This is a genomic window from Pseudomonas sp. KUIN-1, assembly GCF_009176725.1.
Taxonomy (GTDB): Bacteria; Pseudomonadota; Gammaproteobacteria; order Pseudomonadales; family Pseudomonadaceae; genus Aquipseudomonas; species Aquipseudomonas fragariae.
On sequence record NZ_AP020337.1, the window covers coordinates 5,512,066 to 5,526,356 of the forward strand.

Below are 14,291 nucleotides of genomic sequence, written 5' to 3' on the forward strand. Positions count from 1 at the left end.
TTACCTGCGTTTCAGACAGGTTTCACTCGCAATCGGCCAGTGAAGGCTGTCTCTGAAGCAAACGGATCAGTATCCTAACACCCCCGCGCCCGCCGACGCTAAGTTCACGCGGGCCGTCCTACAGGTTCAAACTACGAATGAATGCTCTAGCCCGCCGCGCCGCAGGCCTGCTGCTCAGCACAATTTGTCTGCCTTTGACAGCAATGGCTGCCGATCCGCAACCGACTCACGAATTCACCCTCGACAATGGCCTGAAGGTTGTTGTCCGCGAAGACCACCGCGCTCCGGTGGTGGTTTCGCAGATCTGGTACAAGGTCGGCTCCAGCTACGAAACGCCGGGACAGACCGGTCTGTCCCACGCACTTGAACACATGATGTTCAAAGGCAGCAGCAAAACCGGACCGGGCGAGTCTTCGCTGATTCTGCGCGATCTGGGCGCTGAAGAGAATGCGTTCACCAGCGACGACTACACCGCCTATTACCAGGTACTGGCGCGTGACCGCCTGAGCGTCGCGCTGGAGCTGGAAGCCGATCGCATGGCAACCCTGAAATTGCCCGCCGACGAGTTCAGCCGCGAGATCGAGGTCATCAAGGAGGAACGTCGCCTGCGTACCGATGACCAGCCAATGGGCAAGGCGTTCGAGCGCTTCAAGGCGATGGCCTACCCTGCCAGCGGCTATCACACGCCGACCATCGGCTGGATGGCGGACCTGGAGCGCATGAAGGTCGAAGAACTGCGCCACTGGTACGAATCCTGGTATGCGCCGAACAACGCCACGCTGGTGGTGGTCGGCGATGTGCTGCCGGACGACGTCAAAGCCCTGGCAGAACGCTTCTTCGGATCGATCCCGCGCCGCGCTGTACCGCCTTCGAAAAAACCGCTTGAACTGGCCGAACCTGGCGAGCGCAAGATCACCCTGCACGTCAAAACCCAGTTGCCGAGCCTGATCTACGGCTTCAACGTACCGAGTGTCGCAACCGCTGAAGATCCACGTTCGGCGAACGCCCTGCGCCTTATCGCAGCGCTGCTCGACGGTGGTTACAGCGCACGCATTCCCGCACGCCTGGAACGTGGCGAAGAGCTGGTCTCCGGTGCCTCGTCGCGTTACGACGCGTTCGCTCGCGGCGACAGCCTGTTCATGATCAGCGCCACACCCAACCAGCAGAAGAAGAAAACCCTGGCCGATGTGGAAGCCGGGATCTGGCGCCTGCTCGATGAGCTGAAAACCAAGGCACCGTCCGCCGAGGAGCTGGAGCGTGTCCGGGCTCAGGTGATTGCCGGGGTGGTCTATGAGCGCGACTCGATCACCAGCCAGGCGACCATGATCGGAGAGCTGGAAACCGTCGGCCTGTCCTGGAAGCTGATGGACAATGAACTGGAGGCGCTGCAAAGCGTGACTCCGCAAGACATCCAGAAAGCTGCCAACACCTATTTCACCCGTGAGCGCCTCAGCGTTGCGCACGTTCTGCCTGAGGAGAAAGCCAAATGATCACGCGCAATGCTCCACGTCATGCGCTGCTTGGCCTGATCCTGGCCGGTTCGCTCGGTGCCTTTTTCGCACTGCCGGCCCTGGCCGACGACGCCCCTGCCGAGCAGAGCCAGGCCGCTCCCGCGCTGGGCAGCAACCTGCAGACCCTCAAGGAACTGGACGGCAAGGCTCCGGCCCGTCGCGCCCTGAATATCCAGACCTGGAATACCGCCGAGGGCGCCCGCGTGCTGTTCGTGGAGTCCCGCGAATTGCCGATGTTCGACATGCGCCTGACGTTCGCCGCCGGCAGCAGCCAGGACCAGAAATCGCCCGGCATTGCCCTGCTGACCAACGCCATGCTCAACGAGGGCATCAAAGGCAAGGACGTCAACGCCATCGCCCAGGGCTTCGAAGGCCTGGGCGCCGACTTCAGCAACGGGTCCTACCGCGACATGGCGGTGGCCTCGCTGCGCAGCCTGAGTGCTGCGGACAAGCGCGATCCGGCCCTGAAGCTGTTCAGTGAGGTGGTGGGCAAGCCCACCTTCCCTGCCGACTCCCTGGCCCGCATCAAGAACCAGTTGATCGCCAGCTTCGAGACTCAGAAACAGAGCCCCGGCGCTATCGCCAGCAAGGAGCTGTTCAATCGTCTGTACGGCGATCACCCCTACGCTCATCCGAGCGAAGGCGACGCCAAGAGCGTCAACGCCATTACCCTGGCTCAGCTCAAGGCATTCCACGCCAAAGGCTACGCGGCGGGCAATGCGGTGATTGCCCTGGTCGGCGACCTGTCGCGAGACGAAGCGCAGGCCATCGCGGCACAGGTCTCGGCCTCGTTGCCCAAAGGCCCGGCGCTGGCCAAGGTCGCTGACCCGGTCGAGCCCAAGGCCGGCACCACGCACATCGAATTTGCCTCCAACCAGACGCACCTGATGCTCGCGCAGTTGGGTGTCGATCGCAACGACCCCGACTATGCAGCACTGACCGTGGGTAACTCGGTACTGGGCGGTGGCGGCTTCGGCAGCCGGCTGATGACCGAAGTCCGGGAAAAACGTGGCCTGACCTACGGCGTGTCTTCCGGCTTCACCGCCATGCAGGTGGCGGGGCCGTTCATGATCGGCCTGCAGACGCGTGCGGAAATGAGCGAAAACACCCTCAAGCTGGTGCAGGACATCGTTCGCGACTTCCTCGCCAACGGTCCCACGCAGAAAGAAGTCGACGATGTGAAGCGCGAACTGACCGGCAGCTTCCCGCTGACCGCAGCCAGCAATTCGGCCATCGTGGGTCAGTTGGGTGCCATCGGCTTCTACAACCTGCCGTTGACCTACCTCGAGGACTACATGGCCGCCGCCCAGAACGTGACCGTCGAACAGGTGAAAGCAGCCATGAGCAAGCACCTGAGCGCCGACAAGATGGTCATCGTCACCGTGGGTCCTACCGTTGAGCAAAAACCATTGCCGGCGCCGACCGACAAACCCGTCCGCCAACCTGCAGGGGTCCCGGAACACTGATGGCCAATCCACGTCCGAAGGGCCACAACGGCCTGGGTCAGCTTCGTATCATCGGCGGAGAATGGGGCAGCCGCCGCCTGACCTTCCCCGACGCACCCGGCTTGCGCCCGACGCCGGACCGCGTGCGCGAAACCCTGTTCAACTGGCTCGCGCCTTACATTGCCGGCGCCAGGGTACTGGATGTCTTCACCGGCAGCGGCGCGCTGTTTTTCGAGGCCCTGTCGCGTGGTGCCAGCATGGGCCTGGCGCTGGACAGCAACGCCGCGGCCATCGCCAGCCTGCGCCAGAACCTCAATGCCCTGAACTGCGCCAGCGGCCAGGTCTCCCAGACCGACGCCCTGCGCCATCTGGAAACCGCCACCGCCTCGCCCTTCGACGTCGTATTCCTCGACCCGCCCTTCCATCAGGGCCTGCTGGCTTCAGCCTGCAACCTGCTGGAAAGCCACGGCTGGCTGGCCGACACCGCCTGGATCTACACCGAAAGCGAAACCCCGCCATCGACCACCGGCTTGCCGGGCAGCTGGCGATTGCACCGCGAGAAAAAGGCCGGGCAGGTGTATTACGCGTTGTGGCAGCGGGGCCAGGCCTGACAGCTCACGTACCAATGCTCCGCGTTTGGCATGCAGTTCTGGACGCTCCGCGTCCTCTTGACGACGCAGAGCGTCATGAACGGCGTTCCCACGCTGGAGCGTGCGGAACGAGACTCTTGTAACTATCGTGCCGATGCTCTGCGTCGGCATGCAGTTCTGGACGCTCCGCGTCCTCGTGGTCATGCAGAGTGTCATGAATACATTCCGGCGCTTCCCCCTTACATCCCCGACTGCTTAGTGGCAACGTATAGCCAGTCACCCCTGAACCGATCATTGAGCAAGCACGTGCCCACACGCCCTACCTTTGTGTCCCATGCCAATCCATTCGTCCCGGCCGTCGGCATGGGCAATCCGCATTTGCAGACGCTTTGGGGGCCGCTGCTGCGCAAGCCGACGTTGCTGGCGCGCACGCGCGAGCGGTTGTGGCTGCAGGATGGGGATTTTCTGGACATGGACTGGCATGGTCCTGATCAGCCCGATAAACCCTTGGTGCTGGTATTGCACGGCCTGACCGGATCGTCCAACTCGCCCTATGTCGCCGGTCTGCAAAAAGCCATGGCGGCGCAGGGCTGGCCGAGTGTGGCGTTGAACTGGCGCGGTTGCTCGGGAGAGCCCAACCTGCTGTCGCGCAGTTATCACTCCGGGGCGAGCGAGGATCTGGCCGAGGTGATCGCCCATTTGCGTTCGCTGCGGCCATTGGCTCCGATTTATGCGGTGGGGTATTCGCTGGGCGGCAATGTGTTGCTCAAGTACCTGGGTGAATCCGGCGCCAACAGTGATTTGCGGGGGGCCGTGGCGGTGTCCGTGCCGTTTCGTCTGGACGAATGCGCCAACCGTATCGGCCAAGGCTTCTCGCGGGTTTATCAGCGGCACTTCATGCGCGAAATGCTGGCTTATATCCGTGACAAGCAGCATCGGTTCCAGCATGAAGGCATCAGCGAGGGGCTGGCCGAACTCGCCGCGCTGGGTTCACTGGAGAACATGCGCACCTTCTGGGACTTCGATGGCCGGGTGACTGCACCACTGCACGGCTTTACCGATGCCACGGATTATTACCGCAGGGCGTCCAGCCGCTACTACCTGGGCCAGATTCAGACGCCGACGCTGATCATCCAGTCCAGCGACGACCCGTTCGTGTTCCCCCACAGCCTGCCCGAACCCAGCGAGCTATCGTCCTGCACCGAATTCGAACTGCACACCAAAGGCGGGCATGTCGGCTTCGTCGAAGGCTCGCTTCGCACTCCGCGTTACTACCTCGAACGTCGCATCCCGCTGTGGTTATGCGCCGCTCAGGAGCGCGAAGGCTCGCCCACGATTTGATAACGAATCAGGCGCCCGTGGCGATTTCACGCTCAGGATCGGTGATCCACTCGCTCCACGACCCCGCATACAGCGTAGCCAGCGGATAGCCAGCCAGACACAGGGCGAACAGGTTGTGGCAGGCGGTGACACCTGAACCGCAATAGGACACCAGACTCTCCGGCGGGCGATCCTGCAGCTTTTCGGCGAAACGCTGCCCGAGCTGCCCGGGCGGCAAAAAGCGTCCGTCCGCGCCGAGGTTGTCGGTACAGGCGGCACACTGCGCACCGGGAATATGCCCGGCCACCGGATCCATAGGCTCTACGTCGCCTCGAAAGCGGGCTTCGGCGCGCGCGTCGATCAGGGTCATTTCCGGGCGCCCCAGACGACCCTGCAAGCGACTGCCGCTGAGCACCATGGACATGTCCGGCTCACCGCTGAAATGACCGGGTTCACGATTCGGCGCATCAAGGCTCAACGGCAGCCCCGCCGCGTGCCAGGCCTTCAGCCCGCCATCGAGCAGGTAGACGCCTTCACGCTTGCCCATCCACGCCAGTAACCACCAGGCCCGTGCGGCATACATTCCCGGCCCATCGTCATACAGCACCACATCGCTGTCGGCGTTGATGCCCCATGCCTGAAAGCATTGCAGCAAAGCGGCGGGATCGGGCAGTGGATGACGTCCGGTCTTGCCCTTGATCACAGTCCCGCTGAGGTCGCGCTTCAGATCGGCAAAAGACGCGCCTTCGATATGCCCCTGGGCGTAACTGCGTTGACCGTAGTCGGAATCTTCGAGCGCGTAACGGCAATCGAGAATCACCAGGCCTGGAGTTTTCTGGCGTTCAGCCAGTTGCTCAGGGTTGATCAGTTGCGCAATGGACATGACACTCTCCCGTGGCAGAGAACTGACAAGCAGGCTGCTCGTCGGTCCCGGAATTCACATCAGAACCTCGGGCAGCGACGCGTGAAACGTTTCGCACAGTGCATCGAACGCTTCGCGAGCCTGAGGCGCGACAAAAACAGATTCGAGCATAAGTACCTGATAGACGCCACGTCGAATAGCCGACTGGTTGATCTGCGTGGAGTTTTCCCGGTTGGTGCACAGAAAACGCACCCACGACGTGAGGACGATCCAGGTGTTGAGACTGGTCCACTCGATCTGCGACTCATCCATCTTCAGGATGCCTGCCTTGATGAATCCCCGATAGATGGTCATCGCCTGCATCAGACAGCGGTATGAGAAACGCCGATAGCGCCGCGCCAGCTCCTCATCGGACGTCAGCAGGTGCTCAAGGTCACGGTGCAGAAAACGGTAGCGCCACATGGCGTCGATGATCGCCAGGAAGTAATCGCGCTTGTCCTCGATGGTCGGCGCACGATCGGCTGGCAAGGTCAGGAAACTGCCGATCAGCACCTCGTACTCGGAGAACAGTTCGGCGATGATCGCCTGCTTGTTGGCGAAGTGGTAATAGAGATTGCCGGGCGAGATTTCCATATGCGCAGCGATGTGATTGGTGGTCACACTACGCTCACCCTGCTGATTGAACAGTTCCAGACTGGTTTGCACGATTCGTTCACGGGTTTTGGTACGCGGTGCCATGCTGGGCCAGACCACTCTATGCTGATCAGATGATGGCAATCTTAGCGCAGGCTGATGCTGCAATGGTGGCAGAATCGTCGCGGTGAGAGTGTTATGTCGACGCAGGCACACGGACCTGGGCCGACACCCGGACGGACCGAAAATCCGCATGACACCTCGCTCATCAACCAGCGTCATCCTTACAAACTTTTTCATACGCCGACCAGGCCTCGTGACTGCGCCAAATAGCCCCAAAATCAGGGATTTCAGTAGAAACATGGCCGATAATCGGCGCAATACGACGTTTGATACCTGCCGCACAGCTTGGCCCATCGGGAAGGCTGCGATACCATCCGAGTCCCACAACGGACTCCGACCAGGACGACGCGATGAACCGAGTGTTGTACCCAGGCACCTTCGACCCGATTACCAAGGGCCATGGAGATCTGGTCGAGCGCGCCTCGCGCCTGTTCGACCAAGTGGTCATTGCGGTTGCCGCCAGCCCGAAGAAAAACCCGCTGTTCCCTCTGGAGCAACGCGTCGAGCTGGCCCGCGAAGTCACCAAGCACTTGCCCAATGTGGAAGTGGTCGGTTTTTCGACCCTGCTGGCGCATTTTGCCAAGGAACAGAATGCCAATGTCTTTCTGCGCGGACTTCGTGCCGTCTCGGACTTCGAATACGAGTTTCAGTTGGCCAACATGAATCGTCAGCTGGCACCGGACGTCGAAAGCCTGTTCCTCACCCCGTCGGAGCGCTACTCGTTCATTTCCTCGACGTTAGTGCGTGAAATCGCCGCGTTGGGCGGTGATATCACCAAGTTCGTTCACCCTGCAGTTGCCCAGGCGCTGACCGAACGCTTCAAGCGCTAGACGCGCTGCATGTGAAGGTGCATCCCGAAGCCTAATGCGGCACAATTCGCCGCATTGGTTTTAATGTGCCCCGGCGTCGGCCGCGGCAGGAGCAATTCATGTCCCTTATCATCACTGACGATTGCATCAACTGCGACGTCTGCGAACCCGAGTGCCCAAACGAGGCGATTTCACAAGGCGAGGAGATCTACGTGATCAACCCGAACCTGTGTACCGAATGCGTCGGTCACTACGACGAGCCTCAATGTCAGCAGGTTTGCCCGGTCGACTGCATCCCCCTGGATGAGAATCACGTCGAGAGCAAAGAGCAGTTGATGGACAAATACCGGATCATCACCAGCAAGGCCTGATAACGGTCTTTACTGCTGCTTGCCGTATCCGTCGCCCGTGCAACCCAGACAACGCACGAAGGCTGCCTTGCCCGGATCCACCACCAGCGCCTTGCCTGTTGCCCCGAGGTTGCCGCCTGCCGCCGCAAAAGGCGCAGCGATCACGAACAGTCCCGTGCCGATGACGGTGGCCGCGATCAGCAAGGGGCGGGCAATCAGCAAGTCACCGATCATGGCAAACGCCGGCGGGTTCTGGATGGTGTAGACCGGATCGCCGCTGCCTGTGGAGACATCGGCGGCAACCGCCGGCAGTGCCTGCAGGCCGATGAACAATGCCAGCGTGGCAGCGAGAATACGAAACGGGCTCATGGCTTGATCCTTCAGGCGTAGCAAATAATTAAGGTGCCATCACTATAAACAGGGCTGTGGGTTAAGCAAATGGCCCAGAGCCCCTGTCATGCGTATTTCAGCGCTGGCATTTCGGGCAATACACGCTGGCGCGCTGGCCGAGTTTGACCTCACGCAGCGTCGTGCCGCACACCTTGCATGGCTGACCGCCACGCCCATATGCAAACAATTCCTGCTGGAAATACCCGGGCTTGCCGTCACCGCCGATGAAGTCACGCAGGGTGGTGCCGCCACGCTCTATGGCGTAGGCCAGAATACGCTTGATCTCGATGGCCAGCTTCAGGTAACGCGCCCGGGACACACTCCCCGCTTCGCGGCGCGGGTCGATGCCCGCGGCGAACAGCGCTTCGGTCGCATAGATATTGCCCACCCCGACCACAACGGCGTTGTCCATGACGAACGGCTTGACCGCGATCGACTTGCCACGCGAACGCTCGTAAAGACGCTCGCCATCGAACAGATCGGTCAGCGGCTCCGGCCCGAGGCGAATCAACAGTTCGTGATTATGCGGATCAAGGCTCCAGAGCATCGCGCCGAAGCGACGCGGGTCGGTATATCGCAAGGCCAGCCCGGACTCCAGTTCGATATCGACATGCTCATGTTTGAGCGCCGGAAGCCCGGCCTCGACCAGACGCAGATTCCCGGACATGCCCAGGTGGCTGATCAGGGTGCCCACCTCGGCCTGGATCAGCAGGTACTTGGCGCGCCGATCGACCTGCACGATGCGCTGGCCGGACAGGCGCACGTCCAGGTCTTCGGGAATGGGCCAGCGCAAGCGGCTGTCGCGCACGATCACGCGGCTGACGCGCTGACCTTCGAGATGCGGCGCAATGCCACGACGGGTGGTTTCGACTTCAGGTAATTCAGGCATGGACAACTCGGTCGTGCAGAAAGGACAGGCCGGGGCGGCGCCGGATCAGCGCGCGCCCAGCTCGCGAATGCTTTCCCTCAGGTATTCAAAGTCATATTCGGACAAACCCACGTAGTCCAGCACCAGCGCACCGATGGATTCCCACTCGTGGTCCTCGTCCTGGTTGCCCAGTACCCGATAGGACTGGCAGATATGCTCGGCCATTTTCAGGGGCGCCAGGAGGTTCTTGAGCGTGGCATTACGACTGGTATCGTCCTGAAAGATCGCCAATGCGTTGTGATGGTTGGCAATCGCGTCGGTAATGTGCGCAGGCAGACGCCAGGATTTGGCCGTGTAATAGCCAACCACCGAATGGTTGGTGTCGAAGGCGCTGTTTTCAGTATCGACGATGCGGCAATCGGGCCCCGCGTTGGCGTAGGCCTCTTCCAGCACTGGCATGTAGTTGGGGAAACGCTTGAGCATCAACGGAATGCCGCAGTCGTGAAACAGGCCCAGAGCATAGGACTCGTCTGCCGTCTGCGAGCCGATGCGCTTGGCCAGGGTCAGACTGGTCATGGCGACATCCTGCGCCGTATCCCAGAAGCGGTTGAGCGCGACGATGGTTTCATCGGTCATCTCGCCCCTGATCGACTGCGCGTTGATCAGGTTGATCACCGTCCGACTGCCCAGCAGGTTTACCGCCTTGTCGATGGAGGCAATCTTGTTGGACAGGCCGTAGTGGGCGGAGTTGACGATCTTCAACAGCGCCCCGGACAACCCGGGATCCTGCGCGATCAATCGCGCAATCGCCCCCAGGTCCGGGTCGGGCATGTATTGCTCCATCTGCAGGTCCACCATGATTTGCGGCTGCGGGGGCACACTGATGCCCTGCAACGCTTGCTGGATCTGTTCTGGGCTTAGCTCTTCGGACATAGGAATTTACTCACGGTGATGACTGGATTCTGACCCCTTGCGGAGAAACGGTCCATCATCCGAGACGAAGATATTCTCGGAACTTTGCCCGGTACGAAGCTTCGGACTCTGTGTTAACGGCGTGAACGGCGGCTGCAAAACGGCTTGCCAGACGCTACTTTTAAGCCCGACACTGGAGGATCCCATGTCTAAAGCATTGACTGGCAAACGCATAGCAATTCTTGTAACCGACGGTTTCGAACAGGTTGAACTGACCGGTCCGAAAGAAGCGCTGGAGCAAGCAGGCGCCACCGTGGAAATCCTTTCCGCTGAAGAGGGCAAGGTCAAAGGCTGGAATCACGACAAACCTGCCGATGACTTCAAGATCGACGGCACGTTCAAGGCTGCCAACGCCAGTGACTACCATGGTGTGGTGCTGCCGGGCGGAGTACAGAACTCAGACACCATCCGCATAGACAGCGACGCGCAGAAGATCGTCAAGGACATCGAGGCCGCGGGCAAGCCGGTGGCGGTTATCTGCCATGGCAGCTGGCTGTTGATCTCGGCAGGACTGGTAAAAGGTAAAACCCTGACCAGCTTCAAGACGCTGAAAGATGACCTGGTCAATGCTGGCGCGAAATGGGTCGATCAGGAAGTCGTCACCGACGGCAAACTGATCAGCAGCCGTCAACCCGACGACATCCCCGCGTTCAACAGCAAACTGATCGAAGCACTGTCTGCCTGACAGATTCCGTCAGTTAATTGCAGTCATCCCGGCCCAGCGCCGGGATGACGCGCTATAATCCCGCTCTTTTTTCAGGAGCGACGTCATGTCCCTGCCTAGCTTGCGCCTCAAAGCCAACGCCGACCGCCGCCTGCGCGCCGGTCATCTGTGGGTCTACAGCAACGAGATCGATGTAGCCGCCACCCCACTGCATGGTTTTGCAGCCGGTGATCAGGCCATCCTCGAAGCTGCGGGCGGCAAGCCGCTGGGCATCGTCGCCATGAGCCCCAACAACCTGATCTGCGCACGCCTGCTGTCGCGCGACATCAAGCTGCCGCTCGACAAGTCTCTGCTCGTCCATCGCCTCAACGTTGCGCTGTCGCTGCGTGAGCGCCTGTTTGACAAGCCCTTCTACCGCCTGGTCTACGGCGACTCCGACCTGCTGCCGGGTCTGGTGGTCGATCGTTTCGGCGACATTCTGGTCGTTCAGCTGGCCTCGGCCACGATGGAAAACCACAAGGAAGACATCATTGCGGCGCTGGTTCAGGTCATCAAGCCAAGCGGCATCCTGTTCAAGAACGATTCGGCGGCTCGCGATGCGGAAGGCCTGAATCGTTACGTCGAGACTGTTTTCGGTCTGGTACCGGAATGGGTCGCACTGGAAGAGAACGGTGTGAAGTTCGAAGCACCGGTCATGGCCGGGCAAAAAACCGGCTGGTTCTATGACCACCGCATGAACCGCGCGCGCATCGCTCCTTACGTCAAAGGCAAGCGTGTGCTGGACCTGTACAGCTATATCGGCGGCTGGGGGATTCAGGCCGCGGCGTTCGGTGCCAGCGACGTCACCTGCGTCGACGCGTCGTCCTTCGCCCTCGATGGCGTGGAGCGCAACGCAGCCCTGAACGGCTTTGCAGAAAAAATGACCTGCATCGAAGGCGATGTCTTCGAAGCGCTCAAGGAACTGAAAGCCGCTGAAGAGCGTTTCGACGTGATCGTCGCTGATCCGCCTGCGTTCATCAAACGCAAGAAAGACATGAAAAACGGTGAAGGCGCCTACCGCCGCCTGAACGAGCAAGCCATGCGCCTGCTCAGCAAGGACGGCATTCTGGTCAGCGCGTCGTGCTCGATGCACCTGCCGGAAGACGACCTGCAAAACATCCTCCTGACCAGCGCCCGCCATCTGGACCGCAACATCCAGCTGCTGGAACGCGGCGGCCAGGGCCCGGACCATCCGGTACACCCGGCGATCGCCGAAACGCGCTACATCAAAAGCATCACCTGCCGGTTGCTGCCCAACAGCTGATACCGAAGCGCCCCGACCTCTTCGCTCCTGCAAGAGCTCGCTGTTCCTGACTATGACTATCGTGCCAATGCTCTGCGTTGGCACGATAGTCAAGACCGCAGCCACTGCCGCAAAAGTGCTTTTCTCCCACGGTGGCGCTGACGACGCAGAGTGCGACGTTAGTGACGGCTGAGTCCTGGCGCTGATCCGGGGGTAGCCTGGCAGGACGCCAGGCTAGCCGCACCGGGCCATGGAGGGCCCGTTGCGGCGACCCCCGGATCAGTGACAGGGCGAAGGAACCCGACGAAGTCGGGCCGGAAACCGGAGCGAGGACTTTGCTCACTTTGGTCCCTCAAAGTGAGTCGCCGAGAGGCGAAAAGGTGACCTGAGCCGCCCCCCCCCATCCACCTGACATCGCAGAACCCCTGTGTGACGCAGAGCGTCACGAACTGCATTCCCACGCGGAGCGTGAGGAACGAGAAGTGTGTGAGGACGCACTGCACACTCCCGATCAACCCCTGCCCAACACCATCCGCAACCCCAGCAACAGCAGAAAGTGCAGCGGGTAGATCGCGTAGGCCCAGCGCCGCATGGGAATCACTGCGAACCCGGGCTTCGCCCGCAGCAGCGCGATGCCCAGCACAGGCGCCAACACGCAGGCGACTATCGAACCGATGGAAATCGGATCGCCCCAGCTCGCACCGGCAAACATCTGCGACCACGCATTACCCGCCAGACAAAAGACCGCCGGGAACACCGCATACCAGAGCCGCTTTTCCAGCACCAGCACAAAGACCAGCGGCAGCAGCACACCGGCAAAGCCAAACATCAGGTATTTCTGGAAGATCGCCGTCAGCAGCAGTGCGACAAGGGCCATCACTCGCGTCGTCGGATTGCGATGCTGCCAGCCCTGAGCAATCACCAGCCCCAGCAGCAGGGTCGGCATCACATTCAGCACCGTCGCGTCAGCCATGAACAGCCGATACGGAATCTCCGCCAGCCCGGCAAATGCCAGCAGCCAGCCCAGATAACGCCATTGCACCCTCGGGGCCACAATCGCTGCGCTGCGCCGGGAAAGATTCACGGCGATGGCCAGACAGAACCAGGGAAAGGCAAAACGCCCCGGCACGTAAAGAAAATCGACTGACCAGCCCACATAGCGAAGGTGGTCAAGCACCATACTCAACATCGCCAGCCACTTGAGCAGGTCCAGCGCCTTGTTGCGTCCGGGCAGAAAAGGCGGGTTGGAAAGATCCATAGTGCTCCTGAACGGGGAATTGCGTCATGCAGCCAACACATGACCGAACCTTATATTGTCGCTACAGTGCGCACCATAATCGCCCATAAGGAATCGGCCATGACAGACCAAAGCCAACAGTTCGCCAGCGACAACTATTCCGGTATCTGCCCTGAAGCCTGGGCAGCCATGGAGCAGGCGAACAAGGGCCATCAACGCGCTTATGGTGACGATCAATGGACTGCCCGCGCTTCGGATGATTTCCGCCGACTGTTCGAAACCGACTGCGAAGTGTTTTTCGCCTTCAACGGCACGGCGGCCAACTCGCTGGCACTGTCATCGCTGTGCCAGAGTTACCACAGTGTCATCTGTTCGGAAACGGCTCACGTCGAAACCGATGAATGCGGTGCGCCGGAGTTTTTCTCCAACGGTTCCAAACTGCTGACAGCCCGCAGCGCGGGCGGCAAGCTGACCCCGGAATCGATTCGTGAAGTGGCGCTCAAGCGTCAGGACATTCACTACCCCAAGCCGCGCGTCGTGACCCTCACCCAGGCCACCGAGGTGGGCGGCGTCTATCAGCCGGAAGAACTCAAGGCGATCAGCGCGACCTGCAAGGAACTGGGCCTGCACCTGCACATGGACGGTGCCCGCTTCTCCAATGCCTGCGCCTTTCTGGAGGCTTCCCCGGCTGAACTGACCTGGAAGTCCGGCGTTGACGTGTTGTGCTTCGGCGGCACCAAAAACGGTATGGCGGTGGGCGAAGCCATTCTGTTTTTCGACCATGATCTGGCTGAAGACTTCGACTATCGCTGCAAGCAGGCCGGGCAACTGGCGTCGAAGATGCGCTTCCTGTCTGCACCGTGGGTCGGCCTGCTGGAAAACGACGCCTGGCTCAAACACGCCCGTCACGCCAACCGCTGTGCGCAACTGCTCGCCGAACTGGTCAAGGACATTCCTGGCGTGGAGCTGATGTTCCCGGTGCAGGCCAATGGCGTGTTCCTGCAGCTGTCGGAGCCGGCCATTGCTGCATTGACCGCCCGCGGCTGGCGCTTCTACACCTTCATCGGCAACGGCGGCGCCCGTTTCATGTGCTCGTGGGACACCGAAGAAGACCGCGTGCGTGAACTGGCCGCCGATATCAGGCTGGTGATGCAGGGCTGAAGCGTCTAAATCAAGCTTGCAGGTGCAGCCTGACGAGCGACGGGTTAATCTCCTTCTTGACGGCAAACGGCCCA

15 protein-coding genes are annotated in these 14,291 nt (G+C 60.9%); 9 read left to right on the forward strand and 6 right to left on the reverse strand.

All coding sequences use genetic code 11. From position 1 onward, the window contains the following. Nucleotides 1–137 precede the first annotated feature (137 nt). The 4 genes from KUIN1_RS25020 to KUIN1_RS25040 all read left to right on the forward strand — a co-directional run bounded on the left by KUIN1_RS25020 (nucleotide 138) and on the right by KUIN1_RS25040 (nucleotide 4,887). Complete coding sequence (locus tag KUIN1_RS25020; protein ID WP_024641853.1) at nucleotides 138–1,490, forward strand: M16 family metallopeptidase; 1,353 nt, start codon at nucleotides 138–140, stop codon at nucleotides 1,488–1,490. Then, complete coding sequence (locus KUIN1_RS25025) at nucleotides 1,487–2,977, forward strand: M16 family metallopeptidase (RefSeq protein ID WP_060405814.1); 1,491 nt, start codon at nucleotides 1,487–1,489, stop codon at nucleotides 2,975–2,977. The genes KUIN1_RS25020 and KUIN1_RS25025 overlap by 4 nt, the downstream gene beginning before the upstream one ends. Continuing rightward, nucleotides 2,977–3,567: a 16S rRNA (guanine(966)-N(2))-methyltransferase RsmD gene (rsmD, locus tag KUIN1_RS25030; protein WP_058823419.1), complete on the forward strand. Its 591-nt coding sequence runs from the start codon at nucleotides 2,977–2,979 to the stop codon at nucleotides 3,565–3,567. The genes KUIN1_RS25025 and rsmD overlap by 1 nt, the downstream gene beginning before the upstream one ends. Before the next feature lie 285 nt (nucleotides 3,568–3,852). Then, complete coding sequence (locus KUIN1_RS25040) at nucleotides 3,853–4,887, forward strand: hydrolase (RefSeq protein ID WP_032619941.1); 1,035 nt, start codon at nucleotides 3,853–3,855, stop codon at nucleotides 4,885–4,887. Between the two features lie 7 nt (nucleotides 4,888–4,894). On the opposite strand, the gene KUIN1_RS25045 is transcribed toward KUIN1_RS25040, so the two are convergent. Both KUIN1_RS25045 and KUIN1_RS25050 read right to left on the reverse strand, forming a co-directional pair. Beyond that, a complete protein-coding gene (locus KUIN1_RS25045; RefSeq protein WP_024659943.1) occupies nucleotides 4,895–5,749 on the reverse strand; it encodes a sulfurtransferase in 855 nt (284 codons plus the stop codon). Nucleotides 5,750–5,803: 54 nt separating this feature from the next. After that, nucleotides 5,804–6,466 carry a TetR/AcrR family transcriptional regulator gene (locus KUIN1_RS25050; protein WP_011269213.1) on the reverse strand — a complete coding sequence of 221 codons (663 nt, stop codon included), beginning with the start codon at nucleotides 6,464–6,466 and terminating at the stop codon, nucleotides 5,804–5,806. A gap of 368 nt (nucleotides 6,467–6,834) precedes the next feature. On the opposite strand from KUIN1_RS25050, the gene coaD reads away from it, so the two are divergent. Together coaD and KUIN1_RS25060 are read left to right on the forward strand one after the other, a co-directional pair. After that, the gene (gene coaD / locus KUIN1_RS25055) at nucleotides 6,835–7,314 is read left to right on the forward strand and encodes a pantetheine-phosphate adenylyltransferase (RefSeq protein ID WP_003348749.1); all 480 of its coding nucleotides are present in this window, start codon (nucleotides 6,835–6,837) and stop codon (nucleotides 7,312–7,314) included. Between the two features lie 98 nt (nucleotides 7,315–7,412). Then, entirely contained in the window at nucleotides 7,413–7,664 is a 252-nt protein-coding gene (locus KUIN1_RS25060) for a YfhL family 4Fe-4S dicluster ferredoxin (RefSeq protein ID WP_003316325.1), read from the forward strand. 9 nt (nucleotides 7,665–7,673) lie between these two features. Here the strand turns inward: KUIN1_RS25060 and KUIN1_RS25065 are convergent, their stop codons facing one another. The 3 genes from KUIN1_RS25065 to KUIN1_RS25075 form a co-directional block, all read right to left on the reverse strand. After that, nucleotides 7,674–8,012, reverse strand: a complete 339-nt coding sequence (locus KUIN1_RS25065) for a hypothetical protein (protein ID WP_054091254.1) — start codon at nucleotides 8,010–8,012, stop codon at nucleotides 7,674–7,676. A gap of 97 nt (nucleotides 8,013–8,109) precedes the next feature. After that, entirely contained in the window at nucleotides 8,110–8,922 is an 813-nt protein-coding gene (mutM, locus tag KUIN1_RS25070) for a bifunctional DNA-formamidopyrimidine glycosylase/DNA-(apurinic or apyrimidinic site) lyase (protein ID WP_003372546.1), read from the reverse strand. Between the two features lie 45 nt (nucleotides 8,923–8,967). Continuing rightward, nucleotides 8,968–9,780: an HDOD domain-containing protein gene (locus tag KUIN1_RS25075; RefSeq protein ID WP_172452203.1), complete on the reverse strand. Its 813-nt coding sequence runs from the start codon at nucleotides 9,778–9,780 to the stop codon at nucleotides 8,968–8,970. Nucleotides 9,781–10,018: 238 nt separating this feature from the next. Here KUIN1_RS25075 and KUIN1_RS25080 point away from each other — a divergent pair, with 238 nt between their 5' ends. Both KUIN1_RS25080 and KUIN1_RS25085 read left to right on the forward strand, forming a co-directional pair. Continuing rightward, nucleotides 10,019–10,558, forward strand: coding sequence for a type 1 glutamine amidotransferase domain-containing protein (locus tag KUIN1_RS25080; protein ID WP_003372548.1), 540 nt, complete (start codon nucleotides 10,019–10,021; stop codon nucleotides 10,556–10,558). An 85-nt stretch (nucleotides 10,559–10,643) separates the two neighbouring features. Then, nucleotides 10,644–11,840 (forward strand): class I SAM-dependent rRNA methyltransferase, encoded by a 1,197-nt coding sequence (locus KUIN1_RS25085; RefSeq protein WP_003393654.1) that lies wholly within the window; start codon nucleotides 10,644–10,646, stop codon nucleotides 11,838–11,840. A gap of 490 nt (nucleotides 11,841–12,330) precedes the next feature. On the opposite strand, the gene KUIN1_RS25095 is transcribed toward KUIN1_RS25085, so the two are convergent. Then, entirely contained in the window at nucleotides 12,331–13,077 is a 747-nt protein-coding gene (locus tag KUIN1_RS25095; RefSeq protein ID WP_003402257.1) for a TraX family protein, read from the reverse strand. Nucleotides 13,078–13,176: 99 nt separating this feature from the next. Between KUIN1_RS25095 and KUIN1_RS25100 the strand changes: the two genes are divergently transcribed. Beyond that, nucleotides 13,177–14,217 carry a threonine aldolase family protein gene (locus tag KUIN1_RS25100; protein ID WP_011269215.1) on the forward strand — a complete coding sequence of 347 codons (1,041 nt, stop codon included), beginning with the start codon at nucleotides 13,177–13,179 and terminating at the stop codon, nucleotides 14,215–14,217. Nucleotides 14,218–14,291 lie beyond the last annotated feature (74 nt).

Coding starts and splice junctions, on each gene's coding strand:
- KUIN1_RS25065 (WP_054091254.1), bottom strand. CDS start 8,012: ATGAGCCCGTTTCGTATTCTCGCTGCCACGCTGGCATTGTTCATCGGC.
- KUIN1_RS25085 (WP_003393654.1), top strand. CDS start 10,644: ATGTCCCTGCCTAGCTTGCGCCTCAAAGCCAACGCCGACCGCCGCCTG.
- KUIN1_RS25060 (WP_003316325.1), top strand. CDS start 7,413: ATGTCCCTTATCATCACTGACGATTGCATCAACTGCGACGTCTGCGAA.
- KUIN1_RS25020 (WP_024641853.1), top strand. CDS start 138: ATGAATGCTCTAGCCCGCCGCGCCGCAGGCCTGCTGCTCAGCACAATT.
- KUIN1_RS25100 (WP_011269215.1), top strand. CDS start 13,177: ATGACAGACCAAAGCCAACAGTTCGCCAGCGACAACTATTCCGGTATC.
- KUIN1_RS25050 (WP_011269213.1), bottom strand. CDS start 6,466: ATGGCACCGCGTACCAAAACCCGTGAACGAATCGTGCAAACCAGTCTG.
- KUIN1_RS25095 (WP_003402257.1), bottom strand. CDS start 13,077: ATGGATCTTTCCAACCCGCCTTTTCTGCCCGGACGCAACAAGGCGCTG.
- KUIN1_RS25025 (WP_060405814.1), top strand. CDS start 1,487: ATGATCACGCGCAATGCTCCACGTCATGCGCTGCTTGGCCTGATCCTG.
- coaD (WP_003348749.1), top strand. CDS start 6,835: ATGAACCGAGTGTTGTACCCAGGCACCTTCGACCCGATTACCAAGGGC.
- rsmD (WP_058823419.1), top strand. CDS start 2,977: ATGGCCAATCCACGTCCGAAGGGCCACAACGGCCTGGGTCAGCTTCGT.
- KUIN1_RS25045 (WP_024659943.1), bottom strand. CDS start 5,749: ATGTCCATTGCGCAACTGATCAACCCTGAGCAACTGGCTGAACGCCAG.
- mutM (WP_003372546.1), bottom strand. CDS start 8,922: ATGCCTGAATTACCTGAAGTCGAAACCACCCGTCGTGGCATTGCGCCG.
- KUIN1_RS25080 (WP_003372548.1), top strand. CDS start 10,019: ATGTCTAAAGCATTGACTGGCAAACGCATAGCAATTCTTGTAACCGAC.